17 protein-coding genes and 2 pseudogenes are annotated in these 21,107 nt (G+C 62.9%); 11 read left to right on the top strand and 8 right to left on the bottom strand.

The window, feature by feature from the left end; all coding sequences use genetic code 11:
- Positions 1-186: 186 nt before the first annotated feature.
- The 9 genes from NKI25_RS15200 (at position 187) to NKI25_RS15240 (ending at position 10,874) form a co-directional block, all read left to right on the top strand.
- Positions 187-879, top strand: coding sequence for an RNA polymerase sigma factor (locus tag NKI25_RS15200; protein ID WP_023679398.1), 693 nt, complete (start codon positions 187-189; stop codon positions 877-879).
- Positions 880-1,086: 207 nt separating this feature from the next.
- Positions 1,087-2,439, top strand: coding sequence for a hypothetical protein (locus NKI25_RS15205; protein WP_352595159.1), 1,353 nt, complete (start codon positions 1,087-1,089; stop codon positions 2,437-2,439).
- Between the two features lie 913 nt (positions 2,440-3,352).
- Positions 3,353-4,696: a sensor histidine kinase gene (locus NKI25_RS15210; RefSeq protein WP_502897381.1), complete on the top strand. Its 1,344-nt coding sequence runs from the start codon at positions 3,353-3,355 to the stop codon at positions 4,694-4,696.
- A gap of 482 nt (positions 4,697-5,178) precedes the next feature.
- On the top strand, positions 5,179-5,361 hold the full coding sequence (locus tag NKI25_RS15215) for a hypothetical protein (RefSeq protein ID WP_023679139.1): 183 nt from the start codon (positions 5,179-5,181) through the stop codon (positions 5,359-5,361).
- A gap of 219 nt (positions 5,362-5,580) precedes the next feature.
- Positions 5,581-6,513 carry a sugar ABC transporter substrate-binding protein gene (locus NKI25_RS15220; protein ID WP_352595153.1) on the top strand — a complete coding sequence of 311 codons (933 nt, stop codon included), beginning with the start codon at positions 5,581-5,583 and terminating at the stop codon, positions 6,511-6,513.
- 67 nt (positions 6,514-6,580) lie between these two features.
- Positions 6,581-7,636 carry an ABC transporter permease gene (locus tag NKI25_RS15225; RefSeq protein ID WP_352595150.1) on the top strand — a complete coding sequence of 352 codons (1,056 nt, stop codon included), beginning with the start codon at positions 6,581-6,583 and terminating at the stop codon, positions 7,634-7,636.
- A 3-nt stretch (positions 7,637-7,639) separates the two neighbouring features.
- On the top strand, positions 7,640-8,419 hold the full coding sequence (locus NKI25_RS15230; protein WP_352457238.1) for an ATP-binding cassette domain-containing protein: 780 nt from the start codon (positions 7,640-7,642) through the stop codon (positions 8,417-8,419).
- Positions 8,416-9,375 carry a cyclase family protein gene (locus NKI25_RS15235; RefSeq protein WP_352595147.1) on the top strand — a complete coding sequence of 320 codons (960 nt, stop codon included), beginning with the start codon at positions 8,416-8,418 and terminating at the stop codon, positions 9,373-9,375. Before NKI25_RS15230 ends, NKI25_RS15235 begins: the two co-directional genes overlap by 4 nt.
- Before the next feature lie 23 nt (positions 9,376-9,398).
- Positions 9,399-10,874 carry an amidase gene (locus NKI25_RS15240; protein WP_352595146.1) on the top strand — a complete coding sequence of 492 codons (1,476 nt, stop codon included), beginning with the start codon at positions 9,399-9,401 and terminating at the stop codon, positions 10,872-10,874.
- Positions 10,875-10,890: 16 nt separating this feature from the next.
- Here NKI25_RS15240 and NKI25_RS15245 read toward each other — a convergent pair whose 3' ends face one another.
- Positions 10,891-12,177: an ROK family protein gene (locus NKI25_RS15245; protein WP_352595144.1), complete on the bottom strand. Its 1,287-nt coding sequence runs from the start codon at positions 12,175-12,177 to the stop codon at positions 10,891-10,893.
- Between the two features lie 156 nt (positions 12,178-12,333).
- Between NKI25_RS15245 and NKI25_RS15250 the strand changes: the two are divergent.
- A pseudogene (locus NKI25_RS15250) lies at positions 12,334-12,510 on the top strand (SMC-Scp complex subunit ScpB); the annotation flags it as partial.
- Positions 12,511-12,579: 69 nt separating this feature from the next.
- Here NKI25_RS15250 and NKI25_RS15255 read toward each other — a convergent pair.
- The 7 genes and pseudogenes from NKI25_RS15255 to NKI25_RS15285 form a co-directional block, all read right to left on the bottom strand.
- Positions 12,580-13,296 (bottom strand): ABC transporter ATP-binding protein, encoded by a 717-nt coding sequence (locus tag NKI25_RS15255; RefSeq protein WP_352595141.1) that lies wholly within the window; start codon positions 13,294-13,296, stop codon positions 12,580-12,582.
- Entirely contained in the window at positions 13,293-14,033 is a 741-nt protein-coding gene (locus NKI25_RS15260) for an ABC transporter ATP-binding protein (protein ID WP_156937422.1), read from the bottom strand. Before NKI25_RS15260 ends, NKI25_RS15255 begins: the two co-directional genes overlap by 4 nt.
- Positions 14,034-14,035: 2 nt before the next feature.
- Entirely contained in the window at positions 14,036-15,022 is a 987-nt protein-coding gene (locus NKI25_RS15265) for a branched-chain amino acid ABC transporter permease (RefSeq protein WP_352595138.1), read from the bottom strand.
- 8 nt (positions 15,023-15,030) lie between these two features.
- Positions 15,031-15,903, bottom strand: a complete 873-nt coding sequence (locus NKI25_RS15270; protein ID WP_352642802.1) for a branched-chain amino acid ABC transporter permease — start codon at positions 15,901-15,903, stop codon at positions 15,031-15,033.
- 166 nt (positions 15,904-16,069) lie between these two features.
- Positions 16,070-17,344 carry an amino acid ABC transporter substrate-binding protein gene (locus tag NKI25_RS15275; RefSeq protein ID WP_352825609.1) on the bottom strand — a complete coding sequence of 425 codons (1,275 nt, stop codon included), beginning with the start codon at positions 17,342-17,344 and terminating at the stop codon, positions 16,070-16,072.
- Positions 17,345-17,871: 527 nt separating this feature from the next.
- A pseudogene (locus NKI25_RS15280) lies at positions 17,872-18,245 on the bottom strand (transposase); the annotation flags it as partial.
- 133 nt (positions 18,246-18,378) lie between these two features.
- Positions 18,379-20,124: an adenylate/guanylate cyclase domain-containing protein gene (locus tag NKI25_RS15285; RefSeq protein ID WP_352595132.1), complete on the bottom strand. Its 1,746-nt coding sequence runs from the start codon at positions 20,122-20,124 to the stop codon at positions 18,379-18,381.
- Between the two features lie 453 nt (positions 20,125-20,577).
- Here NKI25_RS15285 and NKI25_RS15290 point away from each other — a divergent pair, with 453 nt between their 5' ends.
- Positions 20,578-20,931 (top strand): cupin domain-containing protein, encoded by a 354-nt coding sequence (locus tag NKI25_RS15290; RefSeq protein ID WP_352595129.1) that lies wholly within the window; start codon positions 20,578-20,580, stop codon positions 20,929-20,931.
- Positions 20,932-21,107 lie beyond the last annotated feature (176 nt).

Raw genomic sequence — 21,107 nt, forward strand, 5'->3', positions numbered from 1 at the left:
CGGCATTTGATGGACGCTGTGCTTGGAGGGCGGGTAATGAAGCGTCATAGCATCGTCGGCATGATAGGCGCCGTCGGCTTGCTTCTCGCCGCTGTGTTTGATTGCCTGTTGCCTTCCACTGATGAAAGAGTCGACTAGGACCTTTTTTGCTGTGACCGCACCGAATTGGTGATTAGATAAGTTGTCATGTCCGACCCACGCATCGACAGGGGCGATGACGGGCGCAATTCCAAGGATGTGGAACTGGTCCGCCGCGCGTTGGCGCGCGACGCGGACGCATTACGAACCATCATGCAGATGCACAACCAGCGCCTCTACCGTATCGCGCGTGGATTGGCCGACGACGACAGCGAAGCCGAGGACATCGTTCAGGAAGCCTATGTCAACGCCTTCGCCCACTTTGCCGAGTTTCGAGGAGAATCGGCATTGTCGACATGGCTCTGCAGGATCGTCGTCAACGAGGCACTAGGACGCTTGCGAAGGAGTCGGCGCGCGGCAGCTTTTGCAAAATCCGCGGCACGGGCCAATGCCGAAGTCATACAGTTTGCTCTCGACAAGCATTCCGGGGACGCAGAGCGAACGGTGGCGCAACGACAAATCCTGAGCTTGGTCGAACAGGCAACCGATAGGCTGCCCCCCGCCTACCGCGTTGTTCTTATTGCCCGAGCAATCGAAGGACTCTCTAATGACGAGACAGCGGAACTGCTCGGCGTGCGTCCCGAGACAGTGCGGACGCGGCTCCATCGCGCTCGCCGTCTCCTTCGCCAAGAGCTAGACGAGCAGATTGGCCCCGTGCTGCTCAATGCCTTCCCCTTCAAGGGCCGACGCTGCGAGCGACTAATCGACACCGTTATAGATCGCCTTCGTTTTCCAGCCTGACTGCGTGACGGAAGGTCTTTCTGCGCCTCTCTCTCCCATGCCGGCAGAAGGTCCATGCTCTATCGATCGATCGGTCTTCGCGCCGGACGCGGGAACGTTTTGACGGTTCGGTCATCCAATATTGTCAGCCAGATTCGGTAGCCACGCAATCGGGACGTCGCCGAACGGGTAGACCAACTGGAAAACAATGTTCGGGAGGACAAGGCAGTGTCAGCACGGTTCAATCGTATTGGTGTCTCCTTGGTCATTCTGGTCTCCGCGGCTTTGATTCCGGCCGCTGCCCAGACGGGCGCAAAAGGATCGGTCAGTGGAAAGGATTTTGACGCCGCCACGGCCGAGCAGGCCAAGCGATATCTCAAGGAAGGTCGCGAGACTTTCCGTTTCGATACCTTTGGTAGCGAGGAGTTTTGGGGCGGCAAGCTCAAGCTCCATGAGGCGATCGCCGGGGAGAAACTGGGCGGGGTCGGACCTGGCCTCAGTCCGGAAATGGCTCTCGAACTTGGCCTCAAGGTCGATGTCAATGCAATTCCGAAGGATGTGGCTGCAGCTCTCGACAAAGGTGAGGTCGACCTTACCGATCCTGCAAGCACGCTTCTCCTGCTCAAAGCCAATGCCGTTGTCGGGGTCACCGGGTTCTTCGCCGAGGACGGAAAGACGCTGACTTCGGTCGGCATACAATGTGCCGTGTGCCATTCGACCGTTGACGACGCATATGCGCCAGGCATCGGGCATAGGCTGGACGGCTGGCCGAACCGCGACCTCAATATAGGCGCTGTCGTTGCATTGGCGCCTGACCTCACGGCGTTCACCGAAATGCTGCAGATATCCGAAGCGGAGGTGAAGAAGGCGGTGGAAGCATGGGGCCCTGGCAAATTCGATGCTGAACTGAACCTCGACGGCAAGGCATTCCGGCCGGACGGCAAGACGGCCGCCACGCTCAATCCACCCGCCTTCGGATTGGCCGGCGTGAACAACCATACATGGACCGGAGCCTGGGGCACGGTGAGCTACTGGAACGCCTATGTCGGCAATCTCGAAATGCACGGCAAAGGCGTTTTCTACGATCCGCGCCTGGACGATACAGAGAAGTATCCGGTCGCAGCGAGAACGAAACAGGGCCACAAGCAGGACGAGGAAGACCGGATCACGGCGAAGCTGCCGGCGCTTCACTTCTATCAGCTTTCGCTGCCGACCCCGAAGCCGCCCGAGGGCGCCTTCGACAGTGCGGCGGCGGAGAAAGGCGAGGCACTTTTCAACGACAAGGCCAAATGCGGCACTTGCCACGTGCCGCCACTATTCACCGAGCCGGGATGGAACCTGCATACGGCCGATGAGATCGGGATCGACGATTTCCAGGCGATGCGATCCCCGGACGAGCGTTACAGGACGGCATCGTTGCGTGCACTTTGGAACACGGAAAAAATCCACAAGGGCGGTTTCTACCACGACGGGCGGTTCGCCACCCTCAATGACGTCATCAAGCATTATGACGACCATCTGGGCCTTGATCTGACCGATCAGGAAAAGAGTGACCTGATCGAGTACCTCAAGTCGATTTGACCCAGCACTTGACGGCGTCGGCGTTCCTCGGATGTCGATTGGGAGGAAAGGTTATGAACGGTGATCGTAGTGAGGCAAATCGCTGGTCGGCACACAGCGTGCCAAGCCAGACGCTGTCTCGTCGGAAGTTTCTGAAGGTATCGATGACCGGCGTCGCCATGCCGGTGGAGGCGGGCTTGCTTCCTGCATGACGGGCCAGCCTGCGGCGCGTGGCGCCGGAATAACGCCAAAGCCTCTGGCACTCTATCAGGATGTTCCAGACAAAGGTCGCCGCTGCGCAGGGTGGGCCCATTTCCTGGAGCCGAATGCATGCGAGATCGTTGCGGGCGAAATCAGCCCTGATGGCTGGTGCCGCTTTTACAAACCGCGGCCAGCCTGATCGGTCGGAAACCAGCGGCAGGGGAACCTCGTTGGAAACGGATCAAGGAATCACTTGGGCGCAGCAAAACGTGTATTCCGCCCGAAATCCGCAGTGCACGTCCAACATCGCGGCCCACCCGATCCAACCAATGTTGATCCCGTTCCTGGTAGCTTTTGATCACGACATTCTCATGGGATCGCTGTCAGGAAATGGATCATCAATTCGCCTGATCTTGCTGGACAAACATCCGAGAAGAGGCCGGATCGCGATCTTCAGTGAGTCCACTGCAGACGTCCGCGCATGGCGCGACCGAGCCGGCCGAAGGATTCGTTCTGCCGTACAGCCGCGGAGCGTTCTTCGTCGCGGTTGGGCGGCGAGCCGACTTTCTGGCTGCGCGCGCCGCAGACCGGTTGACGTTAGAAAGAGGCCATTCCTTCTGTTTCCGATCAAGTGGGGCTCACAAGGAGCTACCAACTGGACTCTAGCTCAATCTGCTGTTCATTGTAACGAATGGGCAACCAAAAATCCTCAGGGGAAAGCAGGCCACCCCGGTTGTACAATCTCGGTTCAACTGGCCTTGCCGAAGCGATCCTGCAGACAATGGATCAGCCGCTGCTGGTCCTAAGAGACGACCTTACGGTCGAGGAAGCCAATTCGGCGTTCTATACGCTGTTCAAGGTCGACACCGAAGAGACCCGCGGGCGCCTGCTCTACGAAATCGGCAATGGCCAGTGGAATATCCCCGAGCTCCGTCGGCTCCTGGAAGAGATCCTGCCGCAGCAGTCGGTAGTGGAGCACTACCGGCTAGAGCATAAGTTCCCGGAGATCGGCAAAAGGATCATGATCCTGAACGCGAGGCGGCTGCCGCCCGAGGGCGACCGCCCTGAACTGATCCTTTTGGTCATCTCAGATCGCACCGAGACCGAACAGGCCCGGTTCGAACTCGAAGGCTACGTCGAGTTCGGGGAAAAGCTGATTGACAGTACCCGGGAGGCGCTCCTGGTGCTCGATTGGGACCTGAAGGTGGTTCGCGCCAACCGGCCCTTCTATGACGCCTTCCAGGTGTCTCCTGACGACACTAAGGGGCGGCTGATCTACGAGCTCGGCAATCGGCAATGGGACATCCCGCGTCTGAGAGAGCTGCTTGAGAACGTCCTGCCCAACAACAACGCCTTCGATGATGTGGAAGTGGAGCATGATTTTGAGCACGTCGGCCGCCGCGTCATGCTCCTCAACGGGCGACGCCTCGACCACCTCGACCTCATACTGCTGGCGATCCGCGACGTCACCGAGCAGCGCCGCATGGAGAAGGAGCGGGAAACGCAGGTTGGCGAGCTCCATCACCGGATAAAGAACGTCCTCACCACAGTCGATGCGCTGGTAAGACGAACGCTGCGCGACAGCGGTTCGCTTGAGGAATTCGGCCGAGCCTTCGAGAGCAGGCTCGGTGCCATGGCACGCACGCAGGATCTGTTGGTGCGCGCGCCGAGGGGAAGTGTTGATATGTCCGAGATTCTGCGGCTGGAGCTGCAGGCGCATGGCGGACGGGAAGGTGGGAATTTCAATCTCGACGGCCCCGCAATCGCGCTACCGCAAGATGCGGTCCAGGCATTCGCAATGGCCGTTCACGAACTCACCACCAACGCAGTCAAGCATGGCGCGTTTGCTTCGCCTGAGGGGCGAGTTGACATTCAATGGACGGTGCAGGCGGGCGAAGGGGGCGCGACGCGTGTAATGTTTCGCTGGCGGGAACGTTGCCCGATCATAACCAGCGCCGGCCGCACCGGCTACGGCTCCCGCGTCCTGGAGGCAGCGTTCCGCCACACCCTGAAGGGCAGCTCCCGGCTTACGCTGCATCCTGATGGAGCTGAATTTTCGGCTGAGTTCCAGCTCTAATACCGCGCGGACATGTCGAGGCTGCGAGGACTGCGCCAAATCCCATATCCACATGATGGTGTCAGGCCGCGGTTCTGCATGCTGGCATAGCAACCGGTCTGGATCGAACGGGTTCCGCCGGGGGCGATGGGAGGAATGACTGCGGAACCCTGGGCAGCGGTCGTTTCGGGCCATGGGAGGTCGCATCAAGTCATAGCGCGAACGGCAGGTTTGTAGATGCCATGAAGGTCAGCAAATGGCGCGCAACATGACCTCCAGCATTGTCACCCGCGATGTCCGCTTCCGGGCGGAGGCTGAAGAGACTGCCACCGCACTTTCAACCTCGCCAAGGAACACCTCGAACAGCTCAAGGCGAGGCCATCGACTTAAGCCTAGCTGTGCGTGTTTCGACATTTCGACGTCGCGGTGTCGGATTATTTGCATGCAAACCAGTTTTACGACGCTATCCTCCCATCCTCAACGGAAGATTCTGGGAGGAATGCATGGCTGCGCATGAGCAACATGCCGTTGAAATCATTAGGGACAAAGAGTGGTCGGTTCGCGTGACGGTCAACGGCACCACCACCACGGTCCCTTTTACATCTGAGAGCTACGCGCGTTCGTTCGCAGACGGTCAGGCGTTCCGACTGGGCGTTCAGGTCGCGGAGATCAAGAAGGCGGCCTAGCCGCGCGCTTGCCCCAAGAGCCCCACAGCGATTGAACCTCGAGTGACCAAAGCCGGTTGAAATTAGCCGTTGCGCGGCATAAGAGCTTGTGCCTATAGTTAGTACGTGGCTCGCACGAACAAACAGACTGACTGTGACGACCTGTAGATGGCGCCCAAGCTGGGCTGCTGCGCGGTCTGGACGTGAGCCGGAACACTCGGTCAACAGGGGATACGCACAGTGAACCGCTTTCAGAAACTCTCGACCGCAGCGCTCGTCGCAGCATCCTTCACGTCGACCGCCCTCGCCACGAATGACAAGCTGACGATCGGCATCGTCACCTTCTCGACATCCGACGTCGACACAAACCAGATGGTCGACACGATGAGCCAGGAAGCCAAGTCTAAGGGCTGGTCGGTGGAAACGCTCAATGCCAATGGCGATCCTTCGCAAGCGATCACCAGCATCAAGCAGCTGGCAACCAAGAAGGTGGACGCCATCATCGTCACGGTCTTCGATTCGACGGGCCTGGCGGCCGGGCTCCAGGCGGCGGCGGACGCAAAGATCCCCGTGCTTTCGGCCGGCGGCGGCATGGCAGACGGGATCGCGCTATCTGCAAGTACCGGTGCTGCGCAACCGCTGATGGACTTGATGCTGAAGGACATCGGCAAGTCCGGAACTGTACTCGACCTCACCTACCATCCCGGCATTCCGTGCCGCGAACGAGCCGACGCCTTCGATACGGCCGTCAAGGCAAATCCGGGGCTCAAGGCGACCTCGCACGAGATCAGCATCCCGGGTGCTGCCGAATCGTCGCAGGCCGCGACCAGCGCCTGGCTTGCAGCCAATGCCAACGCCAAGGGGCCGTTCGCCATCTTCAACTGCTATGACGACAACGCTATGGGCGCGATCGCGGCGCTGAAGCAGAACGGCCGCAGCGACGTGAAGGTCTATTCGTTCAACGCCACGGCGCCCGCTGTCCAGGCTGTCAAGGACGGGACGATGACCGCCACGCTCGGTGTCGATCTGACTTCGGCAGGCAAAATGCTAGTTGATCAGATTCCCGACATCCTGGCAGCCGGCGACCAGTGGAAGCCCAAATCCTTCGTGCCAGGCTATACGCTCGTCACCAAAGAGAACGTCGACAAGTTCATCAAGGACAATCCGCAGTAAGCTCTCCTGATTGTGGGTCTGGGCCGGACTTGCCTGGCCGGGCCGGAGTGCTGTCATGAGAGCCGCTATGTCCGCTGATCATTTCCTGCCCGAAACCCACGCTCCGGCAGAGGCGCCCCGCGTCCTGCCGTCAACGCAGACCGGCTATGCCTCGCCCAATGCCCGACAGCGGCGCGCGTTGCTCATGCGCCTGCTTGGAACCTACGGCACCATCATCGTGCTGGCGTCGATGCTGGGGATCTTCTCGGTGCTGGAGCCGGGGACCTTCGCAACCATCGGCAATTTTCGCAACATCGTAAACGACATGGCGATCGGCACCATTGTCGCGGCCGGCCTCACCGTGCCCCTCGTCGCCGGTGATTTCGACCTCAGTATCGGCTATGTCGCGAGTTTCTGCGGGCTTCTCGTGGTCGGGCTGTTGAGCAGCAGTGGCTTGCCGATCCTACCCGCCATCTTCCTTGTCGTCGGCCTCGGAACGGTCATCGGCATTGTCAACGGCATTGTCGTTTCGAAGATCGGGGTGAACGCCTTCATTGCCACGCTTGGCACGGGCACCATCATCGTCGGGCTGAACTACGCCTATTCGGGCGGAATTCCGCTGCAGCTCACCCAGTCGCGCGAATTCACCAGTATCGCGATCGGCCGGATTGCCGGAGTGCCGCACCTCGTCATCATCATGGCCGTCGTGCTTGCGCTGCTGTGGGTGATCCTCAACCGAACAGTGCAGGGCCAACACATCAAGGCCATCGGCGTCAGCCCGGAATCAGCGCGCCGCGCCGGCGTCGCCGTCGATCGCAGCCGCATCGTTGCCTTCGCCATCGCCAGCACCTGTGCTGCTATCGGTGGCGTGCTGATGGCCTCCAATCTCGGCTCCGGCCAGGTGACGGCGGGTGACAGCTTCATGCTGACGTCGTTTTCGGCCGCCTTCCTCGGTTCGGCGGCGCTGCGAGAGGGTCAGTTCCATATCCTCGGCACCTTGATCGGCGTGCTGACGGTCGCCGTCGGCAACAATGGGCTGGCCATGATCGGCGCGCCGATCTTCACGCAGTTCCTGTTCACCGGCTGCCTTCTCGTCGTCGCCGTAGCGCTCGGCGGTATTGGCCGCCGCTATGCGAGGGGATAGGCCATGGCGCAGAAGATGCTGCTCAGCCTGCGCCGGATCTGCCGCAGCTTCGGCGGCATCCAGGCACTCGATGACGTTTCGCTGGACATCGCCAGGGGCGACATACTCGGCCTCGTTGGCGACAATGGTGCCGGCAAGTCGACGCTGATCAAAATCCTGGCCGGCGCGCATGACCCAACTTCCGGCGACGTGATCCTCGAAGGGCGGCCGCAAAAGTTGTCGCCGCCGTCCGAAGCGCAACGCCTCGGCATCGAGACGGTCTATCAGGACCTGTCGCTGATCGGCACGTTCACTGCCGCCGAAAACTTCTTTCTCGGCCGCGAGATTGCGCTTGGCCGCGGCCCGGCGCTGCTGCGCTGGATCCGCCGCAAATCGATGGGCGACATCGCGATGCGCGGCCTCGAGGAACTGCACATCGAGATCCCCGGGGTGCGCAGCAAACCGGTGGATCGCATGTCCGGCGGCCAGCGCCAATTGGTGGCGATCGCGCGCGGTGCCTTTTGGGGCCACAAGCTGCTGCTGCTCGACGAGCCCACCGCGGCGCTCGGCGTGCGCGAATCCCGTGAGGTGCTCGACCTCATCAAACGACTCGGCGCCCAGGGGCTGACGATCGTCATGGTCACCCACAATCTCGATCATCTCTGGCAGGTGTGCAACCGCGTGGTGGTGATGCGCAGGGGCCGCAAGGTCGCCGATCTCGCAAGTTCCGGCACCAACATGGAGGATGTCGTCGCTTATATCACCGGCGCCAGGCAGCCGGCGACCGCGCAGGCGGAAGCATGAGCGCGGCTGAAACGATGACGCTGCGCCGGCTGCTGGGCAATGCGCCGAGCCGCTGGGGGCATTGGGGTGCCGACGACGAGATCGGAGCGCTCAACTATCTGACCGCCGACGAGGTCAAGCGGGGCCTGGCGTCGGTGCGGGACGGCCGCACCTTCACCCTCGGCGTGCCGGTCGGGACTTCTGAGGGCGATGCCGTCTTTCCCGGCCGCTGGCCGGCGAAGCATTTCATGGTCGCCGACAAGGCCGGCTTCGAGAACGGTCACTGGCAACCGCTTGCCGGCGGCCTCGAATTCGCAGACGACTATATCACCAGCTTCGCACAGGCCGGCACGCATTGCGACGCGCTCGGCCACATGTGGTTCGACGACACGCTTTGGAACGGCTTCGCGGCAAGCAGTACCAATGGCGGCATGACCAAGGCCAGCATCATGCCGATCGCGGAGCGCGGGATCGTCGGACGCGGCGTGCTGCTCGACATCGCCCGGTTCCGCGGCAAACCGGCCCTTGAGCGCGCTGAAACATTCACGCATCGCGACCTCATGGAATGCGCCCGGGCCCAAGCGGTCGATATCCTGCCGCGCAGCATCCTTCTCGTTCGCACCGGCTGGGTCGGCGCACTGGCGGCGGGAAGCCAGCGCGTCGGCGATGGATATTGGGAACCCGGACTGACCTTCAGCCTCGACCTCGTGCGCTGGTTCGACCAGATGCAGATCCCCTGTCTGGTTACCGACACACTGGCCAACGAGACAACCTACGAGCCCGAGACCGGGTTGATGCTGGTGCTGCACGCCGCGCTGATGCGCAATCTGGGCGTGGCGTTCACCGAAATGGCATCGCTCGACCTGCTGGCCGCCGACTGTGCCTCGGACCGCCGCTACGAAGGCTTCTACTGCGCCAGTCCGGTCAAAGTGAGCAAGGGCACCGGCGGCGCGGCAAATCCAGTGTTCATCAAATAGCACCCAACAAGCTGGAACGGCTTATGACTTCTGCAGACGACCAGATCTGTTTCCTGCCGGCCACGGAACTGGCCCAGCGCATCCGGCGCCGCGACCTGTCGCCGGTTGAAGTAACCGAGGCCTATCTGCGCCGCATCGAGGCGCGCAACCCGGTGGTCAACGCCTATACGCTGGTTCTCGGCGACCAGGCGATGGAAGCTGCGCGGGCCGCCGAAAAGGCCGTGATGGCAGGCGGTTCGCTTGGACCGCTGCATGGCGTCCCCGTCGGCATCAAGGACCTCGACGATATGGCCGGCGTGCCGACCTCGATGGGGTCGTGGGCGGTGCACGACCGGGTGCCCAAAACAAGTGCTGTGGCGGTCGAGCGCCTGCTCGACGCAGGCGCCATCGTGCTCGGCAAGACCAACACGCCGGAGTTCGGCCATAAAGGTATCACCGACAATCTGCGCTTCGGGCCGACCAGCACGCCCTTCGCGATCGGCTACAATTCCGGCGGCTCGTCCGGCGGCAGTGCGGCAGCGGTCGGCGACGGCATGGCGGCCCTGGCGCAAGGCACGGACGGCGGCGGTTCGGTCCGCATCCCCGCCTCGTTCAGCGGCACCGTCGGCTTCAAGCCCTCTTTCGGCCGCATTCCTTCGGTGACTCGCCCCGACGCCTTCTTGTGGGGACATCCTCTGGTCCATATCGGACCGCTGACCCGCACCGTTGCGGACGCCGCGCTGATGACCAAGATCATGGCCGGGCCTCACAACCGCGACCCGTTCTGCCTGCCGGATCACGGCGTTGACTATGTCGGCGCCGTTGCCGGGCGGACGCCGAAACTGCGCGTGGCCTACAGCCCGCGACTGGGCAATTTTCCGGTCGAAGCCGGGGTCGCCACCGTCGTTGCCCGGGCAGTCGATGTCATGCGAGCACATGGCATTGAGGTTGATGAGGTCGAGCTCGATTTCAGGGCCGATCACAAGGAACTGGCTGCGCTTTGGGTGCGCACGATCTCGATCCACTATGCTGCCATCGCCGTGTACTGGAAACAGGAGGGCATCGACCTAATGGGCAAGCACGCCAAGGTGCTCACCCCGCAGTTCCTCGCCATGCTGGAGGGCGCCTACAAGGTGTCCGCCGTCGACCATGCGCTCGACGATCTTTTGCGCACCGGCGTCCTTGACGGCCTCGAGGATGTATTCGAAACCCATGACCTGATCGTCTCGCCGACGCTGGCCGTTCCGCCCGTCAAGAATGCCCCCGACGGCAACACGATCGGGCCGACATCGATCAATGGCGAGGCGGTCGATCCGCTGATCGGCTGGTGCATGACCTATCCGATCAACTATACCGGCCATCCGGCGATTTCGGTTCCGGCCGGCCTGACGGCGCAGGGCCTGCCGGTCGGCCTGCAGATCATCGGGCGGCGGCACGCCGACGAAACCGTTCTGGCGATGGCGGCTCAGTTCGAACGTATGCAGCCCTGGTTCCAAAGCTATCCGGGGCTCGCTGGATAGTTGGGTGTCGGAATACCTAGATCGGAAGCTGCAGCAGCTCGGAAATCACCAGACCGGCTGCGCCTAGGAGGGCGGCCCGGTCACCTGCATCGCCGGCAATGAATTCGATCGCGCCGCCGGGTCGTGACGGAACCATGGCGCGGACATGCTCCGCGATTGCGCCGAGCAGGCAATCGCCGCCGAGCACGACATCGCCATGCATGATGAAAATGTTGGGCGCCACCGTCTGCTGCAGATTGGCGATGCCGACGGCGACGTTGCGGGCATAGCGGTCGAGCAGCTCAGCCGCTCCCGGCAGCCGCCGCGCCGCCATGTCGACGAGGCGGGCCGAGTCGATCAGGTCTGGCTCTGGCAGAGCCGTGCGGGCGGCCTCCCGCCGGAGCCAGCTCAAGGTGGCAATGGTGTCCCAGCAGCCGCGCCTGCCACAGCGGCAGGGCTCGCCGTCGAGCTGCACGAAAGTGTGTCCGAGTTCGCCGCCTGCGCCTGCCGTGCCACGATAGAGGTGCCCGTCGAAATAGAGTGCGCCGCCCAGCACCTCGCCCGTGTAGACGACCGCGAATTGCCTGACGCCGCGCCCGGCGCCGAACCAGCGGTCGCCGACCAGCAAGGCGCGCGGATGATGGTCGAGCTTGACCGGCAGGCCGAAGCGTCGCCCGAGATCGTCGGCGAGCGGGTAGCGGTCGAGCGCCGGCGCGAGATTGACAGCGACGATCGACCCGCGATCGGTGTCAACCATGCCGCCGACGCCAACACCGATCCCGAGAGGCATGCGCCGCGCCCTGGAGAGAGTGTCGCCGACGCATTCAGCGATCGACTCGATGATTGGCCGGACCGGCCCCCTGCCGTCCGGCAGGGCCATCTTGCGTTCCGATTCGATCTTGCCGTCGAGCGTCGCCACGCAGGCATGCACGGCATCCGGCATCAGCAGCACACCGCAGATCGGACGGGCATTGGGCGAGAACCACAGCGGCCGGGCCGGCTTGCCGCCGCCCGGACTGGGAGGAACCGGGTCGCTCTCGACCAGCACCTGATCGTCGATCAGCGGCTGCACGATTCCGGAAATGGTGGTGCGGTTGACCCCGGCCAGGCGGGCCAGTTCAGCCCTGCTCGTCGGCCCAAGATCGAACAGGGCCTGCAGCACACGGCCGCGATTGGTCGAGCCGACCATCGAGGACGACAGCAGCGCCTTGCGCCGGCGCGAAACCCGCTCCGCGCCGGACGCATCGCCGGGCGGCGTGAACAGAGCGCTGCGTCCGCCATTCGGGCGCCCATCGTCGGTATCGTCCATCGTCGGGTTTTTCATAAGGGGCATCCTGCCAGCTCTTCTAACCCAGGACCTTACCGGTTTCGAGCACTTTGTGCGAGCAGGCAACAAACTCGTGCATTGCCAGGACAAGATGCGTCGCAAATGTTCAAAGACACGCCAGCTCGGCGTCTCCTGACTAATTGGTGTCACAATAAGTTCCTGACCCACTTCGGCTTTGACACGTTGCGCGACCTGCCGGATTTCGAGGCACTCGAGGACGCTGGCCTGCTGTCCAAAGACAAGCTGCTCGCCGGCGATATTCCGGTTGGCCAGACGAGCGGGGAGCGTGATGATGAGGTGGACATCGTCGCTGAAGGCGAGATGCCATGAGCAGACAGGCTTCTCTCTTCGACTCTCGGCAATCTCACGTCCAGGACCGACCGAACTGCAAATGCCCTCTCACGCTCCACCCATATAAATATCCATGATCTGCCGATCGTCGCGCACATCCTGAGGCTTTCCCTCGAAGCGCCTTTCGCCGGCCGCCAGGATGTAAAGCTTGTCTGCCATCGGCATCGCCTCACGGATATTCTGCTCCACCATCACGATGCCGATGCCGTGCGCGGTGAGGCTGCCAATGCGCTCGAGCGTCTCGATGACCATGGCCGGCGATAATCCGGCGGAAGGCTCGTCGAGCAGAATGAAGCGCGGTTCCGAGACCAGCGCTCGCCCCAGCCCAAGCATTGCCTGCTCGCCGCCAGAAAGCGAACCGGCCGCGGTTCGCCGTCGCCGCGCCAAAGAAGGATATTGCTCGATCACCGCCTCGATGCGCTGTTCGACTAGCCGGCTGTCCGCGATGGCGTAGCCCCCCATGCGCAAATTCTCTATCACTGTGAGGCGCGGAAACACACCGCCGCCCTGCGGCATCAGCACCAGCCCCTGGCGCACCACCTCATGGACGGCAAGGTTGGAGAGCGTTGCATCGCCCAGGCTGGCCGTGCCGCTCCACACCGGCAGGGCGCCGGCAATCGCCTTGAGCAGGGTCGACTTGCCACAGCCGTTCGGTCCGAAGATGCAGGTGATCTTACCAGCCTCCGCGCTTAGTGAAACGCCATGGACGATCTCCTGCTTGCCGTAGCCGGTGACGATGTTTTCGGCGGTGAGGGTGGTGCTCATTGCGGCCGCCCCAGATAGGTCTGCATAACTTCCGAATTGCGAACGATGTCGTTAAAAGAGCCGCTGGCCACGACGCGCCCTGCATCCATGACGATGATGCGATCGCACACGTTGCGTACCATCTCCATGTCGTGCTCGATGACCAGGAAGGTGATGCCGTGTTCGCGCAGCCGCGCGATGGCCTCTAGGATGATCTTGCGGATGTTGGGATGCACGCCCGCCGTCACCTCGTCGAGCAAAATGAGCGTGGCCTGTCGCATGATGACGCGCCCGAACTCCAGCAGCTTCTGCTGGCCGCCCGAAAGGTCCGAAGCGCGATTGTCGGCGACATGGTCCAGCGTGAGCAGCGCCAGCGTTTCGGCTGCCCGATCACGGGCGCCCTGCCAATGGCCCTCGGCCGCTGCCGCTAGCAGGTTTTCGGTGACGCTCATATTGTCGAACATGGCCGGAATCTGGAAGGTGCGCGCAAGCCCCAGCCGCGCGATCGCGTGAGCCTTTCGGCCGCCAATTTCGTGACCGTCGAAGCGGATCTGGCCACGATCCGGCGCCACCGTGCCCGACACCAGGCTGAACAGAGTCGACTTGCCGGACCCGTTGGGCCCAATCAGGCCGGCGATCTCGCGCCGACCGACCTCCAGAGACACACCGTTGACAGCCTTGATGCCGCCGAAATGGCGGTAGAGTTCGCGCACGACGAGGATAGGGTCGCCGGCCCCGGCCGTTTTGCCCTCGACCACGCTCAATTGGGCCCTCCATGGCCGTCGCCGACAACCTTGCCGACCGCCTTGTCCAGCACGGCGCCGGACTTGGCCCCGTGCCGCGAAAACAGACCGGCGATGCCGTTCGGCATGAACACCACCACCAACACGATGGCCGCGCCCAATATGGCGATATAGAAGGCGGTGTCGCCCCAGTACATCCAGATCACGCGGTTGACGACGAACAGCCCTACACCGCCCAGTGCCGGCCCCCACAGGCTGCCTAACCCGCCCAGCAGCACCATTACCACCATCTGGTCGGTGATGTCGCCGCCGAAGACGCTTTTCGGATTGATGAAGGTGACCCAGTAGGCGAAGATCGCGCCGAACACCGAAGCGGTAACGGCGCTGAGTACGAAGGTTTGCAGCTTGACCAGCGACGTGTTGATACCGATTGCCTCGGCAGCCGGCTCGTGGTCGCGCAGCGCCTTGACCTTCAGCCCGAAACGCGACCGCTCGAACAGCGCCCAGGTGATAAGGTAGGTCAGCGCAGCCGCGCCGAACATGGCGAAGTAGAAGAAGCGCTCGTCGAGAAAGGGCGGCAGCCCAATTCCGCCAATGCCGCCGGTAAAGTCCATCACCGAGGTGAACTGGATGAGCACCTCGGCGAAGGCCCAGGTGGCTATAGCGAAATAGGCGCCGCGCAGGCGAAGTGTCGGCGCGCCGATCATGATGGCAAACAGCGCCGTCACCACGATACCGGCCGGGACGGTGGCAAAGAAGGGCCAGGCGAGTTTGTCGCCCATCAGCAGCGCCGTGACATAGGCGCCGAGCCCGAAGAAAGCCGAATGGCCGAAATTGATGTAGCCGGCATAGCCGCCGAGCATGTTCCAGGAGCAGGCCAGCCCCGCCCACATCAGCGCGCCGGTGGCGATGCGCAGCCAGTAGTTGTTGACCAGCATCGGCAGGAGCGCCAGCACAATGATCACCCCAATCAGCAGGAGGAGGCCGGTCCGGCGTTGCTTCATGTCCGGCCTCACAGGCCGTGTCGCAGGATCCCGCTCGGGGACAGGAGCAGGACGAGGAACAGCGTGGCGAAGATCGCCAGCAGCGAATAGCTCGACCCGACATAGGTCGCGACGAAGGCTTCGATGACGCCGAGCAGCAAGGCGGCGACAAGGGCACCGCCGACGGAGCCCAACCCGGCAAGCACAGCCACGAAGAACGCGAACAGCGTATAGCGCAGGCCGACCTCCGGATTGACTGAAAAAATTGCACCCATCAGCACGCCGGCCATGGCGGTGATGCCTGCGTAGAGCCCGTACACATTGGCGCTGAGGCGGCGAATGTTGACGCCCATCAGCGCAGCGTTCTGCCGGTTTTCGGCCGTCGCTCGGATCGCCAACCCATAGCGGGTGCGGTAGAGGAACAGGAACAGCCCGCCGGCGATGGCGATGGCGAACGCCGCCGCCGCCACGCGGATCAGCGGCACCGTCACCGGCCCGACGGCAAGGCTCTCGCCGCTCAACGCCGTCGGAACGCTGTGGGTATTGAAGCCCCACGCGGTCAGCATGCCGCCGCGTAGCAGCGTGAACAGGCCGAAGGTCAGCGCCAGCGCCATCAATTCCGGCCGAGCCGTGCGGCTGTTGCGGACATTGTAGAGGATCGGCCCAATCAGATAGCCAATGGCGCCGAACAGCACGAATGCCACGGGGATCGCCAGGAATCCGTCTACGCCCAGTCCGGCGGCCATGTAGTAGCCGAGATAGCCACCCAGTACGACCCAGCCGCCCACAGCGAAATCGATGACGTGCAGCACGCCGAAAGCGAGCTGGAATCCGATCGTAAAGGTGGCGATGACGCCGCCGATCAGAAGGCCGTTCAGCAAGGTCTGTAGGAAAAGATCCAAGGCGGGAACCATCCGTCAGTCAGCCAAACCAAAAAAACGCGGGGTGCCGCGGCAAGGCGGCCGCACTCTATGGCATGGTCCGTTATTTTCTGAGCACGCGCAACCGTCGTCGTTCCCCCAGAAAGGGTGATGGCGATGAGGCTGCCCACCCCCTGTCCGAAGCCGCTTATTTCCAGGCCGGCAGCGGGTAGGTGAGGTTTGCCGACGCGGCCTCTTTCGGGCCCACCGCCACCGTCTTGCCGCCCTGAATCTGGATCAGCACCGGAACCGGTTGGACGTTGTCATGGTAGTGGTTGCCTTCCTTCTCGAACTTGATCGGCCCATAGAAGGTCTGGATTTCTGTCTCCGCGATCGCGTCCTTCAGCGCCACCCTGTCTTCGGGCGTTAGTGCCGGCTTCTTGCCGAGTCGCTTGACGGCATCGCCGAAAACGAGGCCGCTGGCCGCGCAGGCCGCTTCGGTGTAGTCGGGCTCGTGCCCGGACTTCTTTTGCGCCATCTCGGCAAACTCCCTTGCGGTGCCGAAGACGTCGTCCTTGTACGGAACCGATGGCAGCCACACCGAGACGCCGCAGGTGCCGTCGGCGTCCGCGGCCAGCGCCTCGGCGAAGGCCGGGTCGGTGACGCCGTAGTGCATTATCAGCGCCTTGGGCCGGAAGTTTAGCGACTTCGAGGTCTTGACGACATTGATCAGCGGCTCCTCATGGCCGCCGACGGCGACGATGTCGGGATTGAGCGCTGCGATCTTAGAGATAACTGGGGTTAGGTCGCCCGAGGCGGGCACCAATTCGTAGGCGACGACTTCCAGCCCGGCCTCCTTGGCTCCGTCGCGGAAACCTTCGCCGGTTTCCTTCGAGAAGGGCTCGTTGACCCCGATCACCGCAATCGTCTTGGCCGTGGGGTTGGACAGTTTCGCCAGCACGGCCAGCGACTTACCGGCAGTGGTGTCTACGGCCGGGATGATGCCGAAGTTGAATTCCGGCTTGGCCTTCCAGACGTTCGGCGATTCCGCGGAGCCGGAAATCATCGGCACCTGATACTTCTGGCAGATCGGCTGCACGGCGATGGTCGAGCCGCTGGTGTAGGGGCCGAACAGCACGTCCACCTCGTTCTGCACGATTAGGCGCTCGGCGGCGTCGGCGCCGGTCGCCGGGTTGCTCTGGTCGTCACCGTAGAACATGTCGACCTTGAAACGCTCGCCGGCGACCTCGACGCCCCCCTTGGCATTGATCGCCTCCGCCCACAGGTCGTAACCGCGCTTGGTCAGGTTGCCGCCGAGGATGTTCTCGCCCGACAGCGAGGTAATAACGCCGGCCTTGTAGGTCGCCACCTGCGCGTGTGCCGTTCGCACGAACGGCATTCCCAACGGACCGGCCGCGAAGGCGACAGCGCTGCCGCCGAGGACCCAGCGACGCGAAAAACCTTTGCTGTTCGTGGACATCATTCAACTCCCTTTGCCCGGCTATGAGATTTGGAAACCGACCATATTCTTGTTCCTACCACTATATGCCCTTTGTGCGGATAAGGAAGATTTCGCTGCCGTCCTCGGATCACGGCGGCGCAGGCGGCGATGAAAGCCATCTGGAATGACGATGGCTCCCGCTCGGTAGCCCTATGTTGATGACTATTGCAAACTCGCCAGCGGATTGCTCATCGGCTTGATTAATGCCAGCGCGGGCCGGCGCTTCCGCAATGCCGCGCCGCTCGCCGTCAACTGCAGAAATGGGACAGTCGTCATCAGGACAGGTCAGCTCGTCGCTGCTCGACTCCGCGATCGAGAGGAGAAACGCCGGAAGTGGCGGTTAGCTCAAGCCAGGATGGAGCGACCCGGCGCCCGCAGGTCAAATCCTGCTGTCGCAACGATTAGGAGGGCCCGACAATCTACCTTGATCGCAACGCCACGGTAGTCAACACGATAGCTGACGCCGCGAAAGCGCTGGAACAACCATGGCCATACATGGGCAGGCAAGGGACGTTGTGGAGGCGTTTCGTCAGGAAGTGGGTGGCGCCCATGCGGGCCTTGATCGTGCCGAAGGGATGCTCGACCGTCTCGCGCCTGTCCGCATGGCGTCGGGATTGGCGTCGAGCCGGCGCTGGACCTCCTCCACGACATGCTCGCGCTCCCATCGGGTGATCCGGCGCTCCTTGGACGGCGTGCATTGCCGCTTGATCGGGCAGGCCGCGCAAGCTGCGGTCGACCAGTAGCGACGCAGCGTCATGCCATTCTCGACGTTGCTGTAGTGGTAGGTCAGCAACGCTCCGGACGGGCAGCGATAGACATCCTGATCAGGTAGATAGGCGAAGTCCTGCTTGCTGAACCGTCCGTCGGCCTTCGCGCCGGCTGTTCACAGCTGCTCTACGCGCTCAGTTCTCGACAAGCCGGCCAGAGAACTATCCTTCCAGAAGCGACGCGGGATCAAGGGACGTCGCCTGGCCAGACGTGACGCGCAGGAGAGGGCATCTTTGCAAACGCGACGATCACTCCGGCACGCCGGAGATGCCCAGCGCCTCGACGTAACGCTCGGCGAACACCTTGTCCCGCCACGGGTTGATCTGTCTCTGCAGGGTGAGCGTGTAGGTCGGGAACGCCTCCATCAGCCGCCGCGCCGCCGCCTGCGCTTCGTCCAGCCGGTTGAGTTTGACCAGCGCCATGATCACCACCCGGTGCGAGGAGCCGTAATTCGGCATCTCGCGCAGCGCTCGTTCTCCCCAAACCAGCGCTTCCTCGTAGCGTTCGAGCATCAGGTAGCTCATCCCGATGCCGGAGAGCGCGATGCCCTTCTCGGGGTCGACCGGACTCAGCCGCATTGCCCTGTGGAAGTGCTCGATCGCGACGAGGGGGTGGCCGGAATGGGCGTTCACCCAGCCGCTGCCCGTATGGCCCTGCGCCGAATTGGGGTTAAGGAGCAGGGACCGTTCGATCGTGTCCAGCGCCGTCTCGTAATCCTTGGCGCTGTAGGCGATTACCTGCGCGGCGAAACGCAAGCTTGTCGGGTCGTCTCGCGCGTCCGCCAGCACCTCGCGAGCCATGCGCACGGCGACGCGGATATCGTCGGGCTCGTGCCAGCACTGACTCACCGACAGGCTGCGGATATAGGCACCGAGTGCCTTCGCCAGGGTGAAGCCTGGGTCGATGCTGAGCGCCTCGTTGGTGAGCCGGCGCACGTCGGCGAAGCCTTCGCGCGTCATGCTGTAGAAGCGCGGCAGCGCACGAAGGTAGAGGTCGTAGGCACCGATGTAGTCGGTCGGCTTCATGCGCGCCTGCTTGATCTCCTGCAGCCGGATGCTCGGTTCGACAGCGCCGACGACGCTCTCGGTCACCTTGTCCTGCAGGTCGAAGATATCGCTCACGTCGCCCTCGAAGCGGTCGGCCCAGACATGATGTCCGCTGATCGCGTCCACCAACTGCCCACTGATGCGCACCCGCGATCCTGCTCTGCGGATGCTGCCTTCGAGCACGTAGCGGACGCCCAGCTCGCGCCCGACCTGGCGAAGGTCCACCGCCCGGCCCTTGTAGGTGAAGGACGAGTTGCGCGCGATCACGAAGAAGGAGTCCACCCGGCTCAATCCCGTGATGATGTCCTCCACCAGCCCGTCGGCGAAGTATTCCTGATCGGGATCGCCGCTCATGTTGGTAAAAGGCAGAACCGCGATCGAGGGTTTCGCGGGCAGCGGAGGCGGTGCAGCCACCGAGGCACCGGCGTCGGTCTCGACGCGGTAGGCGCGCACAGGCCGCTCGATGTTCTTGAGGCGCAGGTCGCCGAGCGGCGTGAAGCCGCAGTCGAGCTTGCCCTGAAGGTGGTCGTAGGCGGTGCCTGAGACGACCACGGTGCCGGGGTCGGCGATGCTGTCGAGGCGGGCGGCGATGTTGACCCCGTCGCCGTAGAGGTCGCCGTCCTCCTCGCAGACCACGTCGCCGAGATTGATGCCGATGCGGAAGCGAATCCGCTCTTCCTCGGGCATCTCCGCCTCGTGTTCTGCCAGGGCCTGCTGGATCGCCATCGCCGAGGCCACCGCGTTGACGACGCTCGCGAACTCACACAGCATGCCGTCGCCGGTGAGCTTGACGATCCGACCCCGGTGCTCAGAGACCAGCGGTTCGAGGAGGTCCTTGCGGTAGATCTTCAGCCGCTCGAGCGTGCCGCGCTCGTCGCGCTCCGTCAGGCGCGAATAGCCGACCACGTCGCAAACCATGATCGCTGCGAGGTGGCGCTGCGTGGTCATTGCACCGCTCAGCCAAGCGCCTGCACGCGGGCCGCCCCGCGTCCATGTCCTGCCAACTTCCAGACGCCCCACGTGCATGGTATCCGTCTCTCCCAGTCGCCGCCCGTCGCCGATACAGAACGGAAAACGCAGCTCGACCTTGCCTTCACGAGATTTCGCTATCCCGCTTGCCAGGCGTGGAGCGTTCCAGTCGCCGCGCTAACAGCCAACCGGCGACACGCCCACGCAGCCTCTGGGGACGCTGACACGCCAATCCCAGAAGGCCGGAGATATTTGCTGCCCTTGGTAACCGGTTGACGCCACCGTCGCGGTGCTTTTGTCACCGCGATGTAACAGCGAGATGGCCCTACGAACGCGCGCATCGGGCATCACACCAGACGTTCGCGCTTAGAGGTGCTGAGGTCGGAAAGTGGCGCGTTCTTCCGCTTGGCGAACGCGTAACAATGACTCTCGTTGCTGCCGTTTAGTCGCAAAATCCCAAAGCCCGGATCGGGTGACGGGCATCTACTGTTCCGAGACACCGGCCGCGCGGTGCGAGGCCATGTCTGCGGCCATCCGCTCGACATCCCTACGGAACTGCGTTCTAAACCAGGACGTGATGGTGAACGTTGGCCGCGCCGCGACAAGCTGCGCCGCCCCGTCCGACGAGCTTCTTCGATGCGCCCCGCCTGCTCCTGGATCATCATGATGTATTGGCATGGCGCGACCCCAACTACGGCAATGTCGCATATTGCTATTCAGGAATCACTCGATTGCAAGGCCGTCGAGCGGATGGAGAAAGTCAGCGACGAACAATACCGCCGCTGAACCTTACCGGGGCCGCACCGTCTCGCACTTGGCGAAGTCTTGCGCTGCCGAGTTCTGCAATAGTGACAGGCACGCTGCCAACTCACCCCAGCCAATACCTCGGCCCCGGCCCCTTGCGTCCTGCCATATCGGCAGGGTTCGCAAGGCTACACCGGTCGATCGACAGGCAGCCGCAA

Source organism: Mesorhizobium sp. M0808 (assembly GCF_040320025.1).
Lineage (GTDB): Bacteria > Pseudomonadota > Alphaproteobacteria > Rhizobiales > Rhizobiaceae > Mesorhizobium.